Origin of the sequence: Paenibacillus sp. FSL H7-0943 (assembly GCF_037963265.1) — a bacterium.
Taxonomy (GTDB): domain Bacteria; phylum Bacillota; class Bacilli; order Paenibacillales; family Paenibacillaceae; genus Paenibacillus_AQ; species Paenibacillus_AQ odorifer.
The window spans coordinates 5,198,816-5,215,954 of sequence record NZ_CP150148.1; the positions used below are offsets into that span (position 1 = coordinate 5,198,816).

Annotated in this window: 16 protein-coding genes and 1 other annotated feature; of the genes, 1 reads left to right on the plus strand and 15 read right to left on the minus strand. The window is 46.5% G+C overall.

Going from position 1 to position 17,139, the window contains the following annotated elements:
- Nucleotides 1–791: 791 nt before the first annotated feature.
- The 3 genes from NSQ55_RS22820 to lspA form a co-directional block, all read right to left on the minus strand.
- Nucleotides 792–2,045 (minus strand): LL-diaminopimelate aminotransferase, encoded by a 1,254-nt coding sequence (locus tag NSQ55_RS22820; protein ID WP_339169289.1) that lies wholly within the window; start codon nucleotides 2,043–2,045, stop codon nucleotides 792–794.
- Between the two features lie 205 nt (nucleotides 2,046–2,250).
- Nucleotides 2,251–3,222, minus strand: a complete 972-nt coding sequence (locus NSQ55_RS22825) for an RluA family pseudouridine synthase (RefSeq protein WP_339169291.1) — start codon at nucleotides 3,220–3,222, stop codon at nucleotides 2,251–2,253.
- Complete coding sequence (lspA, locus tag NSQ55_RS22830; RefSeq protein ID WP_036683603.1) at nucleotides 3,215–3,727, minus strand: signal peptidase II; 513 nt, start codon at nucleotides 3,725–3,727, stop codon at nucleotides 3,215–3,217. Before lspA ends, NSQ55_RS22825 begins: the two co-directional genes overlap by 8 nt.
- 246 nt (nucleotides 3,728–3,973) lie before the next feature.
- Between lspA and NSQ55_RS22835 the strand changes: the two genes are divergently transcribed.
- Nucleotides 3,974–4,696: a TraR/DksA C4-type zinc finger protein gene (locus NSQ55_RS22835; RefSeq protein WP_076098553.1), complete on the plus strand. Its 723-nt coding sequence runs from the start codon at nucleotides 3,974–3,976 to the stop codon at nucleotides 4,694–4,696.
- 92 nt (nucleotides 4,697–4,788) lie between these two features.
- Here the strand turns inward: NSQ55_RS22835 and NSQ55_RS22840 are convergent, their stop codons facing one another.
- The 12 genes from NSQ55_RS22840 to spoIIGA all read right to left on the minus strand — a co-directional run bounded on the left by NSQ55_RS22840 (nucleotide 4,789) and on the right by spoIIGA (nucleotide 16,893).
- On the minus strand, nucleotides 4,789–5,085 hold the full coding sequence (locus NSQ55_RS22840) for a DUF5665 domain-containing protein (RefSeq protein WP_051491300.1): 297 nt from the start codon (nucleotides 5,083–5,085) through the stop codon (nucleotides 4,789–4,791).
- A gap of 329 nt (nucleotides 5,086–5,414) precedes the next feature.
- The gene (gene ileS / locus NSQ55_RS22845; RefSeq protein WP_339169293.1) at nucleotides 5,415–8,507 is read right to left on the minus strand and encodes an isoleucine--tRNA ligase; all 3,093 of its coding nucleotides are present in this window, start codon (nucleotides 8,505–8,507) and stop codon (nucleotides 5,415–5,417) included.
- Between the two features lie 917 nt (nucleotides 8,508–9,424).
- Nucleotides 9,425–9,699, minus strand: a binding site (T-box leader).
- Between the two features lie 185 nt (nucleotides 9,700–9,884).
- On the minus strand, nucleotides 9,885–10,397 hold the full coding sequence (locus tag NSQ55_RS22850; RefSeq protein WP_051491297.1) for a DivIVA domain-containing protein: 513 nt from the start codon (nucleotides 10,395–10,397) through the stop codon (nucleotides 9,885–9,887).
- Nucleotides 10,398–10,624: 227 nt separating this feature from the next.
- Nucleotides 10,625–11,407 carry a YlmH/Sll1252 family protein gene (locus NSQ55_RS22855; RefSeq protein WP_339169298.1) on the minus strand — a complete coding sequence of 261 codons (783 nt, stop codon included), beginning with the start codon at nucleotides 11,405–11,407 and terminating at the stop codon, nucleotides 10,625–10,627.
- Nucleotides 11,408–11,416: 9 nt separating this feature from the next.
- On the minus strand, nucleotides 11,417–11,683 hold the full coding sequence (locus NSQ55_RS22860) for a YggT family protein (protein ID WP_036683616.1): 267 nt from the start codon (nucleotides 11,681–11,683) through the stop codon (nucleotides 11,417–11,419).
- A gap of 7 nt (nucleotides 11,684–11,690) precedes the next feature.
- Nucleotides 11,691–12,131, minus strand: coding sequence for a cell division protein SepF (sepF, locus tag NSQ55_RS22865; RefSeq protein WP_036683619.1), 441 nt, complete (start codon nucleotides 12,129–12,131; stop codon nucleotides 11,691–11,693).
- Between the two features lie 11 nt (nucleotides 12,132–12,142).
- Nucleotides 12,143–12,829, minus strand: coding sequence for a YggS family pyridoxal phosphate-dependent enzyme (locus NSQ55_RS22870; protein ID WP_076185247.1), 687 nt, complete (start codon nucleotides 12,827–12,829; stop codon nucleotides 12,143–12,145).
- A 3-nt stretch (nucleotides 12,830–12,832) separates the two neighbouring features.
- Complete coding sequence (pgeF, locus tag NSQ55_RS22875) at nucleotides 12,833–13,690, minus strand: peptidoglycan editing factor PgeF (protein WP_036683625.1); 858 nt, start codon at nucleotides 13,688–13,690, stop codon at nucleotides 12,833–12,835.
- 104 nt (nucleotides 13,691–13,794) lie between these two features.
- Nucleotides 13,795–14,139 (minus strand): YlmC/YmxH family sporulation protein, encoded by a 345-nt coding sequence (locus NSQ55_RS22880; RefSeq protein ID WP_036683628.1) that lies wholly within the window; start codon nucleotides 14,137–14,139, stop codon nucleotides 13,795–13,797.
- Between the two features lie 130 nt (nucleotides 14,140–14,269).
- Nucleotides 14,270–15,052 (minus strand): RNA polymerase sporulation sigma factor SigG, encoded by a 783-nt coding sequence (sigG, locus tag NSQ55_RS22885; protein WP_036683631.1) that lies wholly within the window; start codon nucleotides 15,050–15,052, stop codon nucleotides 14,270–14,272.
- A gap of 78 nt (nucleotides 15,053–15,130) precedes the next feature.
- On the minus strand, nucleotides 15,131–15,853 hold the full coding sequence (gene sigE / locus NSQ55_RS22890) for an RNA polymerase sporulation sigma factor SigE (protein WP_036683937.1): 723 nt from the start codon (nucleotides 15,851–15,853) through the stop codon (nucleotides 15,131–15,133).
- A 92-nt stretch (nucleotides 15,854–15,945) separates the two neighbouring features.
- Nucleotides 15,946–16,893 carry a sigma-E processing peptidase SpoIIGA gene (gene spoIIGA / locus NSQ55_RS22895; protein ID WP_076129086.1) on the minus strand — a complete coding sequence of 316 codons (948 nt, stop codon included), beginning with the start codon at nucleotides 16,891–16,893 and terminating at the stop codon, nucleotides 15,946–15,948.
- Between the last annotated feature and the right edge of the window lie 246 nt (nucleotides 16,894–17,139).

The following is a 17,139-nucleotide window of genomic DNA, read 5'->3' on the forward strand; positions in this document are numbered from 1 at the left end:
CGCGAACCTCGATTCACGTTACCTTGCCAGCCTCACAGGACTGAATTAAAGGCGCTATTCATTTAACAAGAATTATGACAGAACAACCCCCTCATGTCAACTTTCTCTGCCTAAACTTTTGCACTTTTCTTCCTTACTTCTATTAACAACAAGGGGGAGGCGGTACTCAGTATATCTGCATAAAAAACGAGGCTGGTCCCAAATAGCCTTTCATCGCTTTTTGGACAGCCTCGTTTATGTTCTTAACACTACTTAATGTCCAAATGATTCAAAAGGCGCACCTAGTAATGCTGAAAATGATGCAATCGGTGAGGTACTTATATAGTAATTAAGGAATTTCTCCCTGAAATTCAGTGATTTCTGTTCATCAGACTTGTTATTAGGGATAACTTCCCTAATTGTTGGCCGATTCAGTGATTAATATAGAAAACCACCTAATTATTAGGGAGTTTTTCCCTAATTAGTTTATAACCCACTCTTTACTTCGCACAAACACAGAACGCATATCGCTCACCACACAAGCCCGCCACACAAGTTCACTGCACAAATTCCACCGTCACAGCTACCACAAATCATCTACTGCAAGCTGTACGAAAATCAAATATTGCAGTCAACCACCACCCACCCGAATAACAGAACACTACACTAAAATGCACTACAATACACAACACGTGGCATATAGTCATAGGGCACAGTAACATCTACAACATTTCCTATTCCATAAAAAAGAAGCTGCCCCCAAGTAGAATTCACTACTTTTGGGACAGCCTCATTAATTTCAATAACAATGCTTAAAACTCAAATTCCACATTGCTAAGACGTCTTTGAATTTCAGAGATGACACGTCTCTCTTCCTCTTCACCTTTAGCAATAAAGGTAACGGAGAAACGAACAAACGGGCCTGCATCATCCCAAGGCACAGTGGAGATCAGCTTCTCACGAATCAGGAATTGGGAGAAATCTTCACCGGATTCAAAGCGACGGCCGTCTTTGATTCCCTTAGGTGCAGCGACATACAGGAAGAAAGAACCTTTTGGCTTCTCAGCTTTAAAGCCGAGGCTGTTCAGTGCATCAACCAGCAGGTTGTGACGACGGGAGTATTTATCCGCAATCGCTTCAGTAATCTCCGGATGAGCAAGACCATAAGCCGCTGCTTTTTGAATCGCGATAAATTGGCCGGAATCGTTATTATCCTTCACATCGCTGAAGGCTTTAACCACTAGCGGATTACCAGCCACAAAACCAATTCTCCAGCCCGTCATATTGTAAGACTTAGAAAGAGAATGCAGCTCCACACCCACATCCTTTGCACCTGGAACGGAGAGGAAGCTAAGTGGCTTCAAACCGTCATAGGTCAAGGCAGCATAAGGTGCGTCATGAATAACCACTACATCGTATTTTTTCGCCCATGCAACGACCTCAGCAAAAAACTCAGGAGTGGCACTAGCGCCCGTTGGATTGTTTGGATAGTTTAGATAAAGAAGCTTAGCTTTACGAGCAATGTCTTCCGGAATTTCATTCAGATCTGGAAGGAATTTGTTCTCCTTCTTCAGCTCCACTGTAAATACTTGTCCACCCAAATATTTAGTATGTGTACCCAAGACTGGATAACCCGGCACGGTCATAATCGTGATATCACCTGGATTGATGAAACAAGATGGCAACATAGCCAGCGCAGGCTTCGATCCGATGGAGTGAACTACCTCCGTGTCTGGATCAATTCCTTCCACCCGGAAAACTTCCCGCAAATATTCAGCAGCAGCAGTCTTGAATTCGGCAATTCCATTGTCCGCATATCCGCGGTTTTCTTCCTTCGCTGCTTCTTCAGCAAGCTTAGCTACGATACCCGCATCAGCCATCTCATCCGGCTCGCCTACGCCCATATCAATTAGTTCAATGTTAGGAAAATCCTGTTTTGCGGATGCTTTAGCACGTTTGATTTTCTCGAATTTATAAATCGAAGTGTCTTTGCCATAATTGGCACCGCCGATGCGGTCTGCAAAATTAGTCTGAATGAAGCTATCTTGGTATTGTTCAATACTCATACTGTCATCTCATCTCCTGAATATCTATTCTACTTTTAAAAGAAACGGCTTCGCCGTCCCTTGGATGGCGTATGTTTCCGGATATCCGTTTCATTATAAAAATAAGGATAAAGAATAAGGCATTACCCTTTCTTTATCCTTATGTTTTTAAATATGCCGTAAAGTAGTGTTCAATACCATAGACTAATTATCACTTCATTTGTACTTATCTGCTGCGTAGTGTGAACAGCACTTCTTCCATATCATCTGGAATAGGTCTGCTGAATTCTTTATATTCACCTGTGGTAGGATGAACAAATCCAAGCACCGCCGCATGCAACGCTTGTCCATTCATCGTAGTGCCCTTGCTGCGTCCATATATCGGATCACCTACAAGTGGATGGCCAATGAACTTCATATGTACCCTGATTTGATGCGTGCGGCCAGTCTCCAGCTGCAGCTCCAGCAGTGTACAATCTCCGAAACGTTCCATTACTGTAAAATGGGTTACGGATTTCTTGCTGTTCTTTTCGGTTACTGTGTATAGCTTGCGATCATGTGGATCTCTGCCAATCGGTGCGTCAACAGTGCCCTTATCATGCGACAAGTTGCCGTGTACGACTGCAATATATCGGCGCGTAACACTATGCTCTTTAAGCTGTGCGGCAAGCGAGGCATGACTGGCATCATTCTTAGCCACCATGATAAGACCAGAGGTATCCTTATCGATCCGATGTACAATACCTGGACGAATCTCACCGTTAATGCCGGACAGATCCTTACAGTGATACATCAGCGCATTTACTAAGGTGCCTGACGGATGTCCCGCAGCTGGGTGCACAACCATGCCCCGGGGTTTATTAATCACAATGACATTGCTGTCTTCATATACAACTTCAAGAGGAATGTTCTCCGCGATCAAATCCGTTACTTCTGCTTCAGGGACAACAACGCTAACCACGTCGCTTTCCGATAACTTATAGTTGGCTTTCACTGGCTTGCTATTAACCGTAACGTTACCGCCGCTGATCCACAGCTGCACCTGAGAACGGGAAATTTCTTCTTCCCATGATTCCGTAATATATTTATCGATTCGCTCCCGCGCGTTCTCTGCCGAAACGGTCCATTCCGTGACGTCCCTCTCTTCTTCGCTCGTAGATGCCGCTTGGTGATTGACGTCTTTATTCAAATCATTCATTCCCTTCTCTTACTTCCTTTGCTTCTTTCACTTCTTTTATTTCCGTAATTTCTTCGCCATTCTTAAGGTCACGAAAAGAATCCAGAAGAATCAATCCAACCCCAATGACAATACAAGAATCCGCCACGTTAAAAATCGGGAAGCTATAGCTCCCAAAATTGAACAGAAGGAAATCAACAACCTCACCATTGATTATCCGGTCCAGGAAGTTACCGATAGCTCCACCCAGTACAAGCCCTAGGGCAACAGATAACAGCTTCCGCGAGTGTCTAGTCTTGTTCAAATACCAAACGATACCACTAACCACTACAACCGTAACTAGAAAGAAGAACCATTGCTGACCTTCGAGAATCCCAAAAGCAGCCCCGCGATTGCGATGAGAGGTAATCAGGAAAAAATCTCCGATAACAGAAATCTGTTCTCCGATCTCCAGACGTGTAGCAATGAGATACTTTGTCCCTTGATCCACCAAAAATACAATAAGAGCAATCAAATAGTACACCACAGAAGTTGTCACTCCGTTCTTATTTTTCCCGCTAAATGCGGTACGAATACTGTTTAAAGACTTGTATATTGTAGCACAGCCCTTAAAGAATCGTCTATTGCGGGACATCCGCTAAGTTCAATCTTGGGGACTATTTTCCAGCGCTAAAATCCCTGCTCTCCGGTCAACCTAACAGAAGAACCATCCGGTGTTATCCGGCAAGTCGGAATGATTCTTATAAAAGGTACAGAAAGGAGCTTTCTCATTATGACGCACCTGACAGTACAGCAGCTCTCAGAGCTACGCGCACGATTGGAAAAAGATCGGGATACGATTCAGCACAGGCTTCAGAATAATGAACATTACGGCTTAGATGAATCCATGCGGGATGGCTCCGGAGAACTTTCCGAGAATGACAACCATCCAGGAGATGCAGCCACCGATTTGTATAATCGCTCCATGGACATTTCACTGTTAGAGCGGGACGAGCATGAGCTGGACGATATTGAAGCTGCTTTATCTGCTATGGATAATGGCACCTATGGGATATGCAAGGCTAGTGGTGAGCCGATCCCTTTTGAACGTTTATCTGCCATCCCTTCCACACTTTATTGTAAAGAGCACAACCCGCGGCAAAACGCACCTTTCACTCGACCAGTAGAAGAGGAGCTGTTATCTCCACCTTTTGGACGCACCAGTCTGGATGAGCGCGACGATCAAAACGGTTTTGACGGCGAGGATGCCTGGCAGATTGTAGAAAGCTGGGGTACCTCGAATTCTCCCGCCATGGCGGAGGGCAACAATATTGATTCTTATAATGATATGGAGATTGAAGCCGATGAGCTGGAAGGCTGCGTAGAGCCTTGGGAGAACTTTATCGCCACTGATATCACGGGCAACAATCTAATTGTAGTGCCGGGACGGAGCTACCAGCGTTATTTGGACAGTGACGAGGCAACTCATAGCCTAGATCCTCTCGACGAAGACTAAACACAAATGTCCCCTATACAAAAACATTTAAACAGCGTACTGTTCCAGTTTTGAGGAATGGTTCGCTGTTTTTAATCTTAACGTTTCGATGACTATTTGAACTCTAGCTGACGTTGTACGATCCGCACAATATCCGCAATATAATCACCAATGATCGGTAGATTGAGCGCGCCTAGTCCCTGAAGGATATAAATAATCGTTGCCGCAAAAAAAGTAAAACCCAGTGCAATCCCAACTCCCCGAGCTGCTCCAAATAAAATATTTCTCCAAATCAACCGCCAAGGTGAATATAGCAGATCCGTATATTGATAAATTCGGGATTTTTCCAAAATATGAGCCCACTCAAAGGTCAAACGGTACATCGTATTCATTTTTTCTTCCAGCGGAATATCCTCGGGATTACGCGGATCTGCTGTTAGATACTCAGGATTAACTTCAGGAAAAGCCTTATTCTCCTTTTCCTTGTCTGGGTTATTCTTATTGCCGGATGTCTTAATGGAGATTCTCCTCTTATTTCCCTCCACAGCTACGGCTCCTCTCATATGTCTTTCCTTCGCTACAAAGTAAACGAGCCCGGCCAAAGAGAATTCATCTCCTTAAGCTCGGGACTCGTTAGTTTTGCGCCGAAATATAAAGACTATATTTCCCGCATAAACGGAAGATCTCCGTTTACACTTATGCCGCTAGTATATGCTGTTTTGGGACAGGTAATGCAGAATTATGCTTCGATATGGATACCGATGGATTTATCACCGACTTCTACCGTCTCAAAAGCATGTTCTCCATCAAAATCAACCGTAGTCACAAGAACATTGTCTCGCAATACATTGTCAAATGCTGTAACAGCTGCTTTTAGCTCATCATCTAACTTCAAAGTGAGTGCGATCCGTTTCTCGATCGGCAGATCCAGACGTTTACGGTAATCTTGAACCGCACGAATGATCTCACGAACCCAGCCTTCTTGTTCAAGCTCAGGCGTGATTTCGGTATTGAGCGCAACCGTAACTCCATATCCGGAAGCTGCGGCGAAACCTGCTTTGGCTTGTTTTTCAACAAGCAGCTCTTCAGAAGTGATTACAAGCTCTTCACCTTCAGGTGTCGCAATTGCAATTTTACCGTCCTGTACCGCTTTGCGGGTAGAATCACTGTCGAGACCTTTCAGGAAGCCTTGCAGGAAGCCTACATTTTTACCGTATTTTTTACCGGCTACCTTAAGATTCAGCTTGAGTGTGAAATCAACAAATCCGCTGTCACTGTTCTCCAGCACGATGTTCTTGATGTTGATCTCATCTTTGATGATCTCTTCATACTCAGCCAAATGGAAGTCACGGTTCATCGAAACGATCAGCTCGGACAGCGGTTGACGATTCTTAATGCCTGTTTCGTTACGTACGTTACGCGCCAACTCAACGATCTGTCTTGCACTTTCCATATCCTCTTCCAGCTCTTTATCGATCAAGTTCTCGTCAGCAACCGGGTAGTCTGCCAAATGCACACTTTCTCCGCCGCCAAGGTTCGTGAAGATATCTTCGGACAACATCGGTGTAAATGGAGCCATCAAAGTTGCTGTCGCCAAAAGCACATGAGTCAACGTACGGTAAGCATCCAGTTTATCTTCACCTAGGCCACTCCCCCAGAAACGGTCACGGGAACGACGGATATACCAGTTACTCAGCTCATCCACAAAGTTCTCAATAGCTCTAGATGTATTCACGAAGTCATTTACCGCAAGTCCTTTATCCACCAAAAGAATCAAGCTGTTCAGACGGGACAGAATCCAGCGGTCCAGCTTATGTTTTGATACTTTAAAAGGATGATCGGCTGGATCGTAACCATCAATGCCCGCATACAGCGTCAAGAAGGCATGTGTATTTACCAGCGTATCCACTACTTTAGATTTCGTCTCACCTACAAGACCACGCGAGAAACGTTTATTATTCCACGGTGCACTGTCGGACAAAATAGCCCAACGGAAAGCATCCGTACCATACTCATTCATGATTTCCCAAGGATCAATAACATTGCCCTTGGATTTGGACATTTTTTGACCATTCTCATCGAGGATATGGCCTGTAGCAATTACCGCTTTATAAGGTGCTTTACCCTTGAACAAGGTGGATACTGCAAGCAAGCTATAGAACCATCCACGGGTCTGGTCGATCCCTTCACAGATCATATCTGCCGGATACTGATCATTCAGCTTATCCTCGTTCTCAAACGGATAATGGCTTTGTGCAAAAGGCATCGAGCCACTATCGAACCATACGTCGATCACTTCCGATGTACGAACCATCTCTGCACCTTCGCTAAACGGACTGCGCAGCTTGATCTTATCCACGAAAGGTTTATGCAGTTCGATATCTTCAGGAACATCACCAATCGCCATCGCTCTTAGCTCTTCAATGCTGTGTGGAGCAAACTCTTTACTCGTCTCTTGACATACCCAGACATTGAGGGGTGTACCCCAATAACGGTTACGGCTGATATTCCAGTCAACCAGTTCATCCAAGAACTTCCCGAAACGGCCTTCTCGTACATGCTCAGGGTACCAAGTTACACTGTTGTTGTTAGCAATCAGCTGATCTTTGATCGCTGTAGTGTTGATGAACCAGCTGTCTGTTGCGTAATACAAAAGTGGGGTATCACAACGCCAGCAGAACGGATAGCTGTGCTCGTATTTCTCTTTACTGTAAAGCAATCCTTTTTCAGACAAAACCTTAATGATATCCAGATCGCAATCCTTAACAAAACGTCCCGCAAAATCAGAGACTACATCCGTATACTTACCGGAATTATCAACCACATTTACGAAGCTGATGCCATTCTCACGGCAAGTCTTGTAGTCATCTTCACCATGTGCTGGTGCCATGTGTACGATCCCTGTACCACTGGAATCTGTAACGAAAGAAGCGCCTACGATAACATTGCTTTTCTCTGCCTTAATATATCCGAATGGAGGTGCGTAAGTTTTACCGATAAACTCGGAACCTTTATGTGTAGAAAGGACTGTGTGCTCGCCTTTCATTACTTCTTCGACCAAGTTTTTAGCAACGATGTACACACCATCTTCTTGTTGCACACGTACATAATCCATGTCCGGGTTCATAGCTAGCGCCATATGGGCTGGCAAGGTCCAAGGTGTTGTCGTCCAAGCCAATACGTAGTCTCCGCTGTCATCCAGCTTGAACTTCGCGGTTGCACTGAGATCCTTAACGGTTTTGTAGCCTTGAGCAACTTCATGCGAGCTTAGTGTAGTCTGGCAGCTCGGGCAATACGGGCTAACACGGTGTCCGCGGTAAAGCAACCCGTTCTCATGCACTGTAGCCAAGATGTTCCATACACTTTCGATATAGGTGTTATCCAAGGTTACGTAAGGATTATCTAAATCCGTCCAGTATCCGATTGCTTCTGTAAATTCACGCCATTGCTTCTCATAACCGAAGACGCTGTCTTTACATTCCTGGATGAATTTTTCTACGCCATATTCCTCGATCTCTTGTTTGCCGGAGATGCCAAGCTTCTTTTGTACGCCTAGTTCTACTGGCAGACCGTGTGTATCCCAGCCCGCTTTACGTACCACGCGGTAACCTTTCATTGTCTGGTAACGACCGATGAAATCCTTGATTACCCGTCCCAGCACGTGTCCGATATGCGGCGCACCGTTTGCTGTAGGCGGACCTTCATAGAATACATAATTTGGACGTCCCTCACGGTTCTCCATGGACTTGCGGAACGTATTTTCGTCGCTCCATTTCTTTAATATGCGGACATCTCTTACCCGCGCCTTTTCTCTGACATCTACTTTTTGCATGTGATGGTCAATCCTTTCATGGATTAGTCTATAAAGCTCTTTTCGATCTTTGGGCGACCTTGCGCAGCTGGTCGCTCACCGCTCTTGCCCGGGCACCCGAGCCGCGATCCCGCAGGGCAGCAATTGCTCGGGGCGCCATACGCGACCTTGCGCAGCTGGTCGCTCACCGCTCTTGCCTTGGCTCCCGAGCCGCGTTCCCGTAGGGCAGCAATCGCTCGGGGCGCCAATGGGCGACCTTGCGCAGCTGGTCGCACCGCTCTTGCCCTGGCTCCCGAGCTGCGATCCCGCAGGGCAGCAATCGCTCGGGGCGCCATACGCGACCTTGCGCAGCTGGTCGCTCACCGCTCTTGCCCGGGCTCCCGAGCCGCGATCCCGCAGGGCAGCAATCGCTCGGGGCGCCATACGCGACCTTGCGCAGCTGGTCGCTCACCGCTCTTGCCCTGGCTCCCGAGCTGCGATCCCGCAGGGCAGCAATCGCTCGGGGCGCCATTCCGCGACCTTGCGCAGCTGGTCGCACCGCTCTTGCCCTAGCTCCCGAGCCGCGATCCCGTTAGGGCAGCAATTGCTCGGGGCGCCATACGCGACCTTGCGCAGCTGGTCGCGCACCGCTCTTGCCCTGGCTCCCGAGCCGCGATCCCGCAGGGCAGCAATCGCTCGGGGCGCCAATGAGCGACCTTGCGCAGCTGGTCGCTCACCGCTCTTGCCGTAAAGGCCCCGCAGGCGAACCCGCCAGGGGAGCCTAAGAAGGGCCGCTCCTTCAGCCACATGAATCCGTTCGTTACCACCACCGTACCTAGTTTGCACGAGGCTTTACTTTGCGGGTGTCCAGAGGGCAGCAGCCCTTGGGGTCCCCCTTAGAAAGGGGGATTTAGGGGGATGGCCGCCCCGGAACAACAAAATAAGCGTCATCCCACCCCCAAAGGGGCGAGACGACGCTCGCGATACCACCCTAATTCTGCGCATGAGCACATCCTTAAGGGGAGTGTATTCAGCACAATCTCAGTCCTGCGCGTAAATCTTGTGCACAGGTCCGGTGTAACGTCCGGCAGACGGTTAGGCTTACGCACGATCAACGCTTCAGCTTAACTTCTAGGGGAAGATCTTCCGGCAGGGTTCGAACAATCGGCTCGCAGCAATCGCCGACTCTCTGGAGAACGTTACCTTGTCGTACTTGTCCCGTCATCGAATACATATAAATATTATTCAGATATGTTCTATTTATAGACTTTTTGAATCTAAATGTCAACAACCATTCGCCCAATCTAGCTATTATGAGGGTACTTGCACATGGAGTTCACTTTATTATGGTCTATTTTATCGGAAAATAAAAATAGAGGGAATAGCTCCCTCTATTTAGCCAATTATCGTCTGAAACCTTTAGATGCGATGAAGAACATCATCCTTGAAAGCTACGTTCTCGCTCGCCTCACGACTCTCTAAGGCATTCCAGTCATCCTGTGATAACAGCTCCAGCTGAGCTTCCACTAATGTCCGGAAACGAGTGCGATAGATCGAAGCTTGCTTGCGCAATTCTTCAGTCTCAATAGCAACCTTACGGGATTTGGATAACGCTTCGTTAATAATACGATCGGCGTTTTTCTCCGCTTCCTTGATAATGAGCTGGGATTCCTTCTTGGAGTTGTTCTTCACATCATCCGCCGCTTCCTGAGCGACTAAGATCGTCTTCGATAAACTTTCTTCAATATTCACAAAATGATCCAGACGCTCTTGAATAGACAAAAGCTGATTCTGCAGTTCCTTGTTCTCACGGATGACGCTTTCGTAATCCTTGATCACTTGATCCAGAAATTCGTTGACCTCGTCCTCATCATAACCGCGAAGTCTCCGAGAAAACTCCTTGTTATGTATATCGAGCGGTGTTAATGGCATGCTGTGCACCTCCTAGAAATTTCGGACCTTCTTTATCTCTAAATCGCAACTAAGCGGCAGACAAAGAAGAAAGACTGTACTTCAAGTAAAGGCAGAAGGTGTTCCTGTGTTCCGCCTGCCATTCATGGTCCGCCTCTTCTTAAAAGTATCGGCGTCCAGCTTAAAAAATGTTTGATTCCCTCGAAATAATCAATTTCGACAAGTAAGACCGTATTCCTGCAAGGGATTCACACAAATTTACCAATCTGAACACGGTATCGGCCCTTTTTCGTCAAACTGCCGACCTCTAGAACCTTGAAGCGACCAAAGCCTTGAATAGATACCATGTCACCATCCTTAAGACCGCAGGATGGGTCTTCCTCCACTTTCCAGTTTACCCGAACACGTCCAGCCTTGATGGGAGCAAGAATTTTGCTTCGGCTAAGCCGTGTTACATCTGCGGCAATGCCATCCAATCGCAGGGATGCTACAGTCAAATCCATCAATTCCAGCTTAACCTCACTATTACGCAAGGCGGAAAGGGGTAATACTTCCGTACTTACCTGTATCCGGTGCACTCCAGTTAAATTCATAGCTAAATAATCTGCAATATCAGCAGCGACTACAACATGACAACCATCGTCCAGAACATGAATATCACCGATTTTGCCTCGTTTAACGCCCAGCCCCAGAATAGAACCCATGTAGTCCCCGTGCTCCAGAGACAGAAACTTCTGCTCCCCTGAGGTTATTGCAAGCACCTTCAGCTCCATGTCTTCCTGATCCAGGTCACGATAATCAGGAGCGACAAGCGCTCGCTTCCGCTCTGCCTCAGCATGTCCACCTTCCCATTTAACAATCACATCAGGATGGCGGTTAACTAAAGTTTGCAAAATAAAACCTTGGCGGGGATCGAGAAATTCAGTTAATTTAGTCTCATGATATTCTCCAGCGTTGGTAACCCATTCGAAGGCCTTGTCCACAAATTGACGTTCATCGGGATGAAAATGCCCGTAAACTTCGTTCTTCATCACAATTGCCTAAAAAATCAAATGCAGGATAGATTTAAGTCCGCCTGCAGCGAATTCCAAGACAAGTAATGCAATAATTGGAGAGATATCAAGTGTACCGAAGAGCGGTGGAATAAACCGTCTGAAAGGTGTTAAATACGGCTCTACGAGTTTGCTTAGCAGTTCTCCAATGAAGTTATCACGAACGTTGGGTAACCAGGACATTAGCACATAGAAAATAATCATGTAAAAATAAATGTTAAACAAAATATCGATAATGTAATCAATTTGAAGCAAAGCCCATTCACCTCATTCTGTTATAGTCTTGATCGTCACCTAGGATTTCTGTAATGGAGCCTTGAATTTCAACAGTATCTGGAGTGCACATAAATATATTGCCCCCAATTTTAGAGATTCCTCCCCCAAGGGCATAAACAGTTCCGCTGAGAAAATCAATAATTCGCATTGCTTGATCATTGCGAACACGCTGCAGGTTAATTACTACCGTCCGATGCGAACGGAGATGATCAGCAATCTCCTGTGCCTCATCATATGAACGTGGTTCATATAATACAACCTTGACATTTTTTTGCGAATGGATACTGACAACGTTGCCCCTCTGATTTTTGCGGGTTTCTACAGGGGCCGGCTCATACTCATCCTCTTCGTGGATTTGCTCCCGCTCCACAACTTCCTCTTCCTCCTGCAAGCCCAAAAAACTCATAAATCGGTTCATAACGCTCATCACGATCCCTCCTAATGGCCTACTAACACCGTACCCAGGCGTACCCAGGTGGCTCCTTCCTGTATCGCCACTTCAAAATCATTCGACATTCCCATGGACAGCTCCGTAATCGGCTCAGGTGTCAAAGCAAGTTGATTAAGCTCATCGCGCAGCTCACGAAGTCCGCGAAATACAGGACGGGTAAGCTCCGGATCACCTTCTAAAGGTGCCATCGTCATAAGTCCAATTACCTTAACGCGGTCCAAACTAGCGATTTCACGTAAAAATCCAGGTACTGCCTCAGGTGACAGACCAAACTTCGTATCTTCGCCAGAGATATTCACTTGAAGATACACATTCACTTCCTGATCAGCGGCAAGCGCCTTTTTGTGCAATTCTTGCGCCAGAGACATCCGGTCCAAAGAGTGTATATATTGAAATTTGCCAATAACGTCTTTAACCTTATTGGTTTGCAAATGCCCGATAAAATGCCATGTCCCTTTGTCCCCTAAAACCTTCCATTTGTACTCAGCATCCTGCCAGCGACTCTCAGCAACATGCTCTAGGCCTGCCTCCAATACGGAGGATACCATTTCCAGAGAAACATATTTCGTCACTGCAATTACCTTGACGTCATTACGATCCCGGCCGCTTGCCGCGCAGGCACGTGCTACACGTTCCTCTACCTCAGCAATTCTCTCCTGCAGTGTTAAAGACAACTTTCAACTCTCCTTTATTCCGATCCAGCTCGTCATTCTGCCTGTAATACCGTTTTCTTTGCGATAAGAAAAAAACAAATCACGATTACAGCTTGTACACCATGTTGTACATTCGATATGAGTCGGCAATATTCCTGCTTTTATCATAATGCGTCGATTCATTTCTTTCAAGTTTAGCAAGTATTTACTCTGATCAGTCTCTGAGGCTCTGTAAAGCTCCACAGCATCGAAAGTTTCTATCCCCTCATTCAAGCTGCCCTCCAGCTGCCGAACATGCTCCATCACATAATCATCCACCTCATAACAGCAGTCGCCAATGGATGGACCGATCGCTGCCACAATATCATGTGGATGGCTGCCGTATACCGTTTGCAGCTTACTCACCATAGCTGCGGCAATCTGAGCCACCGTTCCTTTCCAGCCTGCATGCGCAAGACCGACGACTCTACGCACGGGATCATAAAAATAAAGGGGCACACAATCCGCATAAAAAGAAGTCAACAAAACCCCAGGCACATCCGTCAGCAGACCATCCGTAGCTTGAAATGCCGATGCTCTGTCCTGTTGTCCCCGCCCACGGTCTACTTCCCTTACTACAGCTATCTCTGCCCCATGAGTTTGTTCTCCACAGGTCCATGCTTCCGGCTTGAAATCAAGAGCTTCGGCAAGCGCTCTCCGATTGCTCAGGACATCTTCAGGAGCATCCCCAACGTGAAACGCACAATTCAGGCTGTCATAGGGCGCCTTGCTAGCCCCTCCCTGTCTACCAGTAAACCCCGCTGTAATTTCGTTATGCTCCACTCGCCAAGGCTCCAGATGGAGCAGCATAAGCATTTCTTTCCCCTGCACAAACGGTTCCATTTCCTCACCTCCGCCTTAGTGTACCACATGTAAATACCCGTACAAAGTGACGGTTAAGCCTGATCGCCTAAATTCTAAAATAAAAAAACAAAAAACGCACCTAATTAATAAGTGCGCCGTTCGCTGCGATCTCCCCGTTCCAGATACATCGTTTCACGCTCTTCCTGTCCCGGAGACATCCGCGACTCTTCAATCTTCACGAGCACAACATCGGACCCGATCTTGACTATATTCCGCCATGGAATAATCAGATCTGTCCCGCCTCCGAACAATCCCATAAACCGAGTGTATCCGGGTATAACGATGGCATCAATGACACCACGGCGCAAATCAAGCTCCAGATCACTAATCTGCCCCAACCGCTTGCCATCTACAATGTTGATAACATCCTTCGTCTGAAAATCTGAGATTTTCATTTTTTTGGCAGACCCTTGATAATCCTCGTTCATCTCACCACCCCTGTACAATCCGACCTATAGTCCAATATATGATCCGGAAGCTTGTCAACATGCATTAAAAAGAGGAGACAACCCAAAATCCTTAACCCGGATTCTGGAATATCTCCTCATGGCTACTGCTCTAAGATTTCACGTGTTTTTGCATTTGCTGAATCGCAGATTTCTCCAGACGTGAGACCTGTGCCTGTGAAATGCCAATCTCATCTGCGACCTCCATCTGTGTTTTCCCTTCGAAAAACCGCATGGATAAAATTCGTTTCTCCCTTTGTCCTAACTTACGCATCGCTTCACGTAATGCAATTTCTTCGATCCACGACACATCCTTATTCTTATCGTCGCTAATCTGGTCCATTACATAAATAGGATCGCCGCCGTCATGATAGATCGGCTCGAATAAGGACACTGGATCCTGAATGGCATCAAGAGCAAAAACAACATCTTCCTTCGGCACACCCAGCGCTTCTGATATTTCGAATATCGTCGGTTCCCGTGAGTTCTGATTGGTCAGACTATCACGTACCTGGAGCGCCTTGTAGGCGATATCTCTGAGAGAACGTGATACCCGAATCGGGTTGTTATCACGCAGGTAACGCCGAATCTCACCGATAATCATCGGAACTGCATATGTGGAGAATTTAACGTTTTGTGATAAATCGAAATTATCGATGGCTTTCATCAGACCGATGCAACCCACCTGGAACAAATCGTCAACAAATTCTCCCCTATTATTGAACCTCTGGATAACGCTTAGAACAAGTCTAAGATTACCGTTTACCAATTTCTCTCTGGCGGATCGCTCGCCCTGCTGCTGCAGCGAAGTGAACAGTTGCCGCATTTCCACATTCGTTAGAACAGGCAGCTTAGCAGTATCCACACCGCAAATCTCGACTTTATTACGGGTCATGATGATTTACCTCCCAAGGAGAAACATTACTGTACATTATCTCCCGGGCTCGCCATTTTATTCCTTGCTAATTTCACCTTACACCATCTTGTTAAACTCCTTGCGCAGCCGCTTGATAATTCTTTTCTCCAGCCGCGAAATATAAGATTGGGAGATGCCAAGCAGATCAGCCACATCTTTTTGTGTCTTTTCTTCGCCTCCGCGCAGGCCAAATCTCAGCTCCATAATGAGTCTTTCCCGGTCACTCAGCTTTTCCAGTGCCTTTTGCAGCAGCTTGCGATCAACCTGTTCTTCTATGTTCCGATAAATGGTATCATTTTCCGTTCCTAATACGTCAGAAAGCAATAATTCATTGCCATCCCAATCAATATTAAGCGGCTCATCAAAAGAAACCTCACTCCGTGTCTTGCTGTTCCGCCGCAGATACATTAAGATTTCATTCTCTATGCAGCGGGATGCATAAGTAGCCAGTTTTATTTTTTTCTCAGGATCAAAAGTGTTCACAGCCTTAATTAAGCCAATAGCGCCAATCGAAACCAGATCCTCGATATTGATTCCGGTATTCTCAAATTTACGAGCGATATATACTACCAAGCGAAGATTGCGCTCAATCAACATCGCACGAACAGCTGCATCGCCGCTAGACAGCCGCTGAAGCAGATATTCTTCTTCTTCCCGTGTCAGCGGTGGAGGAAGTGCCTCACTCCCGCCAATATAATAGATTTCCTGACTCTTCAGCCCTAGTAGAAACAGCATGCGGTAATATTGCAGCTGCAGAGCAATTTTCCATTTGACCATTATTTGTTCCTCCTCCAAGAAGTGCACGGTTCGCGTGTGAAGCTTTCAAATCCCGCTTTCAGCCATCAGAAGTTTGGTTCAGCTAGCTTTAAAGATTAGGAAGGCAGTGCTGCAACAGTAGCGCTCTCTTTTTGAGTCAAATCAGGATGTATTACAGCCCGATAGGCTCCATCCCCCGACAATGTCCCACCATCCAGCCCAATCAAGACTCTTTTACAATAAAAGATATCTTCACCAAGCTTTATCGTCACCTGATCAGGCTTCAGTGCGAGCATAAATGATGCCCCCCGGTTAACTCCCCTGTAAGGCACCAGTCGCATCCTGTCCTGCCAAGCAAACGACTGCCCGTCCGTTTCTAGTAAAAGTTTGTCCGCTCCGTCCTGAGTGAGTCTACCTTTCCATGTTTCAGGCAGATGTCCCTCCCAGAGCGAAGATTCCATAACCATCACCGGTATGCGGGTCAAAGGATCACAAAGCCGGTTACCTGTGTCTAGCAGGCCGGGACAGGAAACAGTCACTCCATCAATTTCTACTACCACCTCACCGATATAGGTTTCAAGCTGCTCCCTTCTGATTCGTGAGGAGTGCACTGCCTTGAAGCAGATTAACACCAGGGGAAATACTGCAATTACAAACCAAAAGCCAATCTTTAGGCGGTAAGCATGCCCTCCTGAAGCAGTGAACATAATACCATTCCAAATATCACCGGAGCTCTGCAGCAAATAGTGAATACCTACAATCCCACCAGCTGCTGCGAAATTGATAATATAAAAAGCTCCCATAGTGCGAAGGTAGCTTTGCAGACTCCCAAAACCAAAGGCAATCCATAGCATAACCACCGACAAGCCAAACTTAATGAGGAAGGTATACATGAAAGACAACTCCGGCACAAACATCATCACCACATACAGCGCACCAACCAGAGCTGAGAGGACTAAGCGCCACCATGATATCCTCAGCTTGACCATCCAGCCTGTCAGCCACAAAAGAATTCCGTCGATCACTAGATTGGCGGCGAATATCAAGTCAATATAAACAACCAGTGCATTCACCTGCTTACTATGGCGGAATCTATCCTGTAGCCAAAATGGATCAGGCTCTGTTTTTTTGGACGATATGATTAGTATAAAAAGTCTCGCATTCAAAGTCTGTCTAAACTTGGGGGGCATTCTTAAGGTTTTTTTGTCGAGTTATAGCGCGGGAGGGTTTTATTCCTACTGAACAGCATTTCACATAAAAAAAAGCACCGCATTGCCCTAGCTCTATTAGCTGGGGAATACGGTGCTTCA

Coding starts and splice junctions, on each gene's coding strand:
- NSQ55_RS22820 (WP_339169289.1), bottom strand. CDS start 2,045: ATGAGTATTGAACAATACCAAGATAGCTTCATTCAGACTAATTTTGCA.
- NSQ55_RS22825 (WP_339169291.1), bottom strand. CDS start 3,222: ATGAATGATTTGAATAAAGACGTCAATCACCAAGCGGCATCTACGAGC.
- NSQ55_RS22835 (WP_076098553.1), top strand. CDS start 3,974: ATGACGCACCTGACAGTACAGCAGCTCTCAGAGCTACGCGCACGATTG.
- ileS (WP_339169293.1), bottom strand. CDS start 8,507: ATGCAAAAAGTAGATGTCAGAGAAAAGGCGCGGGTAAGAGATGTCCGC.
- NSQ55_RS22850 (WP_051491297.1), bottom strand. CDS start 10,397: ATGCCATTAACACCGCTCGATATACATAACAAGGAGTTTTCTCGGAGA.
- NSQ55_RS22855 (WP_339169298.1), bottom strand. CDS start 11,407: ATGAAGAACGAAGTTTACGGGCATTTTCATCCCGATGAACGTCAATTT.
- sepF (WP_036683619.1), bottom strand. CDS start 12,131: ATGAGCGTTATGAACCGATTTATGAGTTTTTTGGGCTTGCAGGAGGAA.
- pgeF (WP_036683625.1), bottom strand. CDS start 13,690: ATGGAACCGTTTGTGCAGGGGAAAGAAATGCTTATGCTGCTCCATCTG.
- NSQ55_RS22880 (WP_036683628.1), bottom strand. CDS start 14,139: ATGAACGAGGATTATCAAGGGTCTGCCAAAAAAATGAAAATCTCAGAT.
- sigG (WP_036683631.1), bottom strand. CDS start 15,052: ATGACCCGTAATAAAGTCGAGATTTGCGGTGTGGATACTGCTAAGCTG.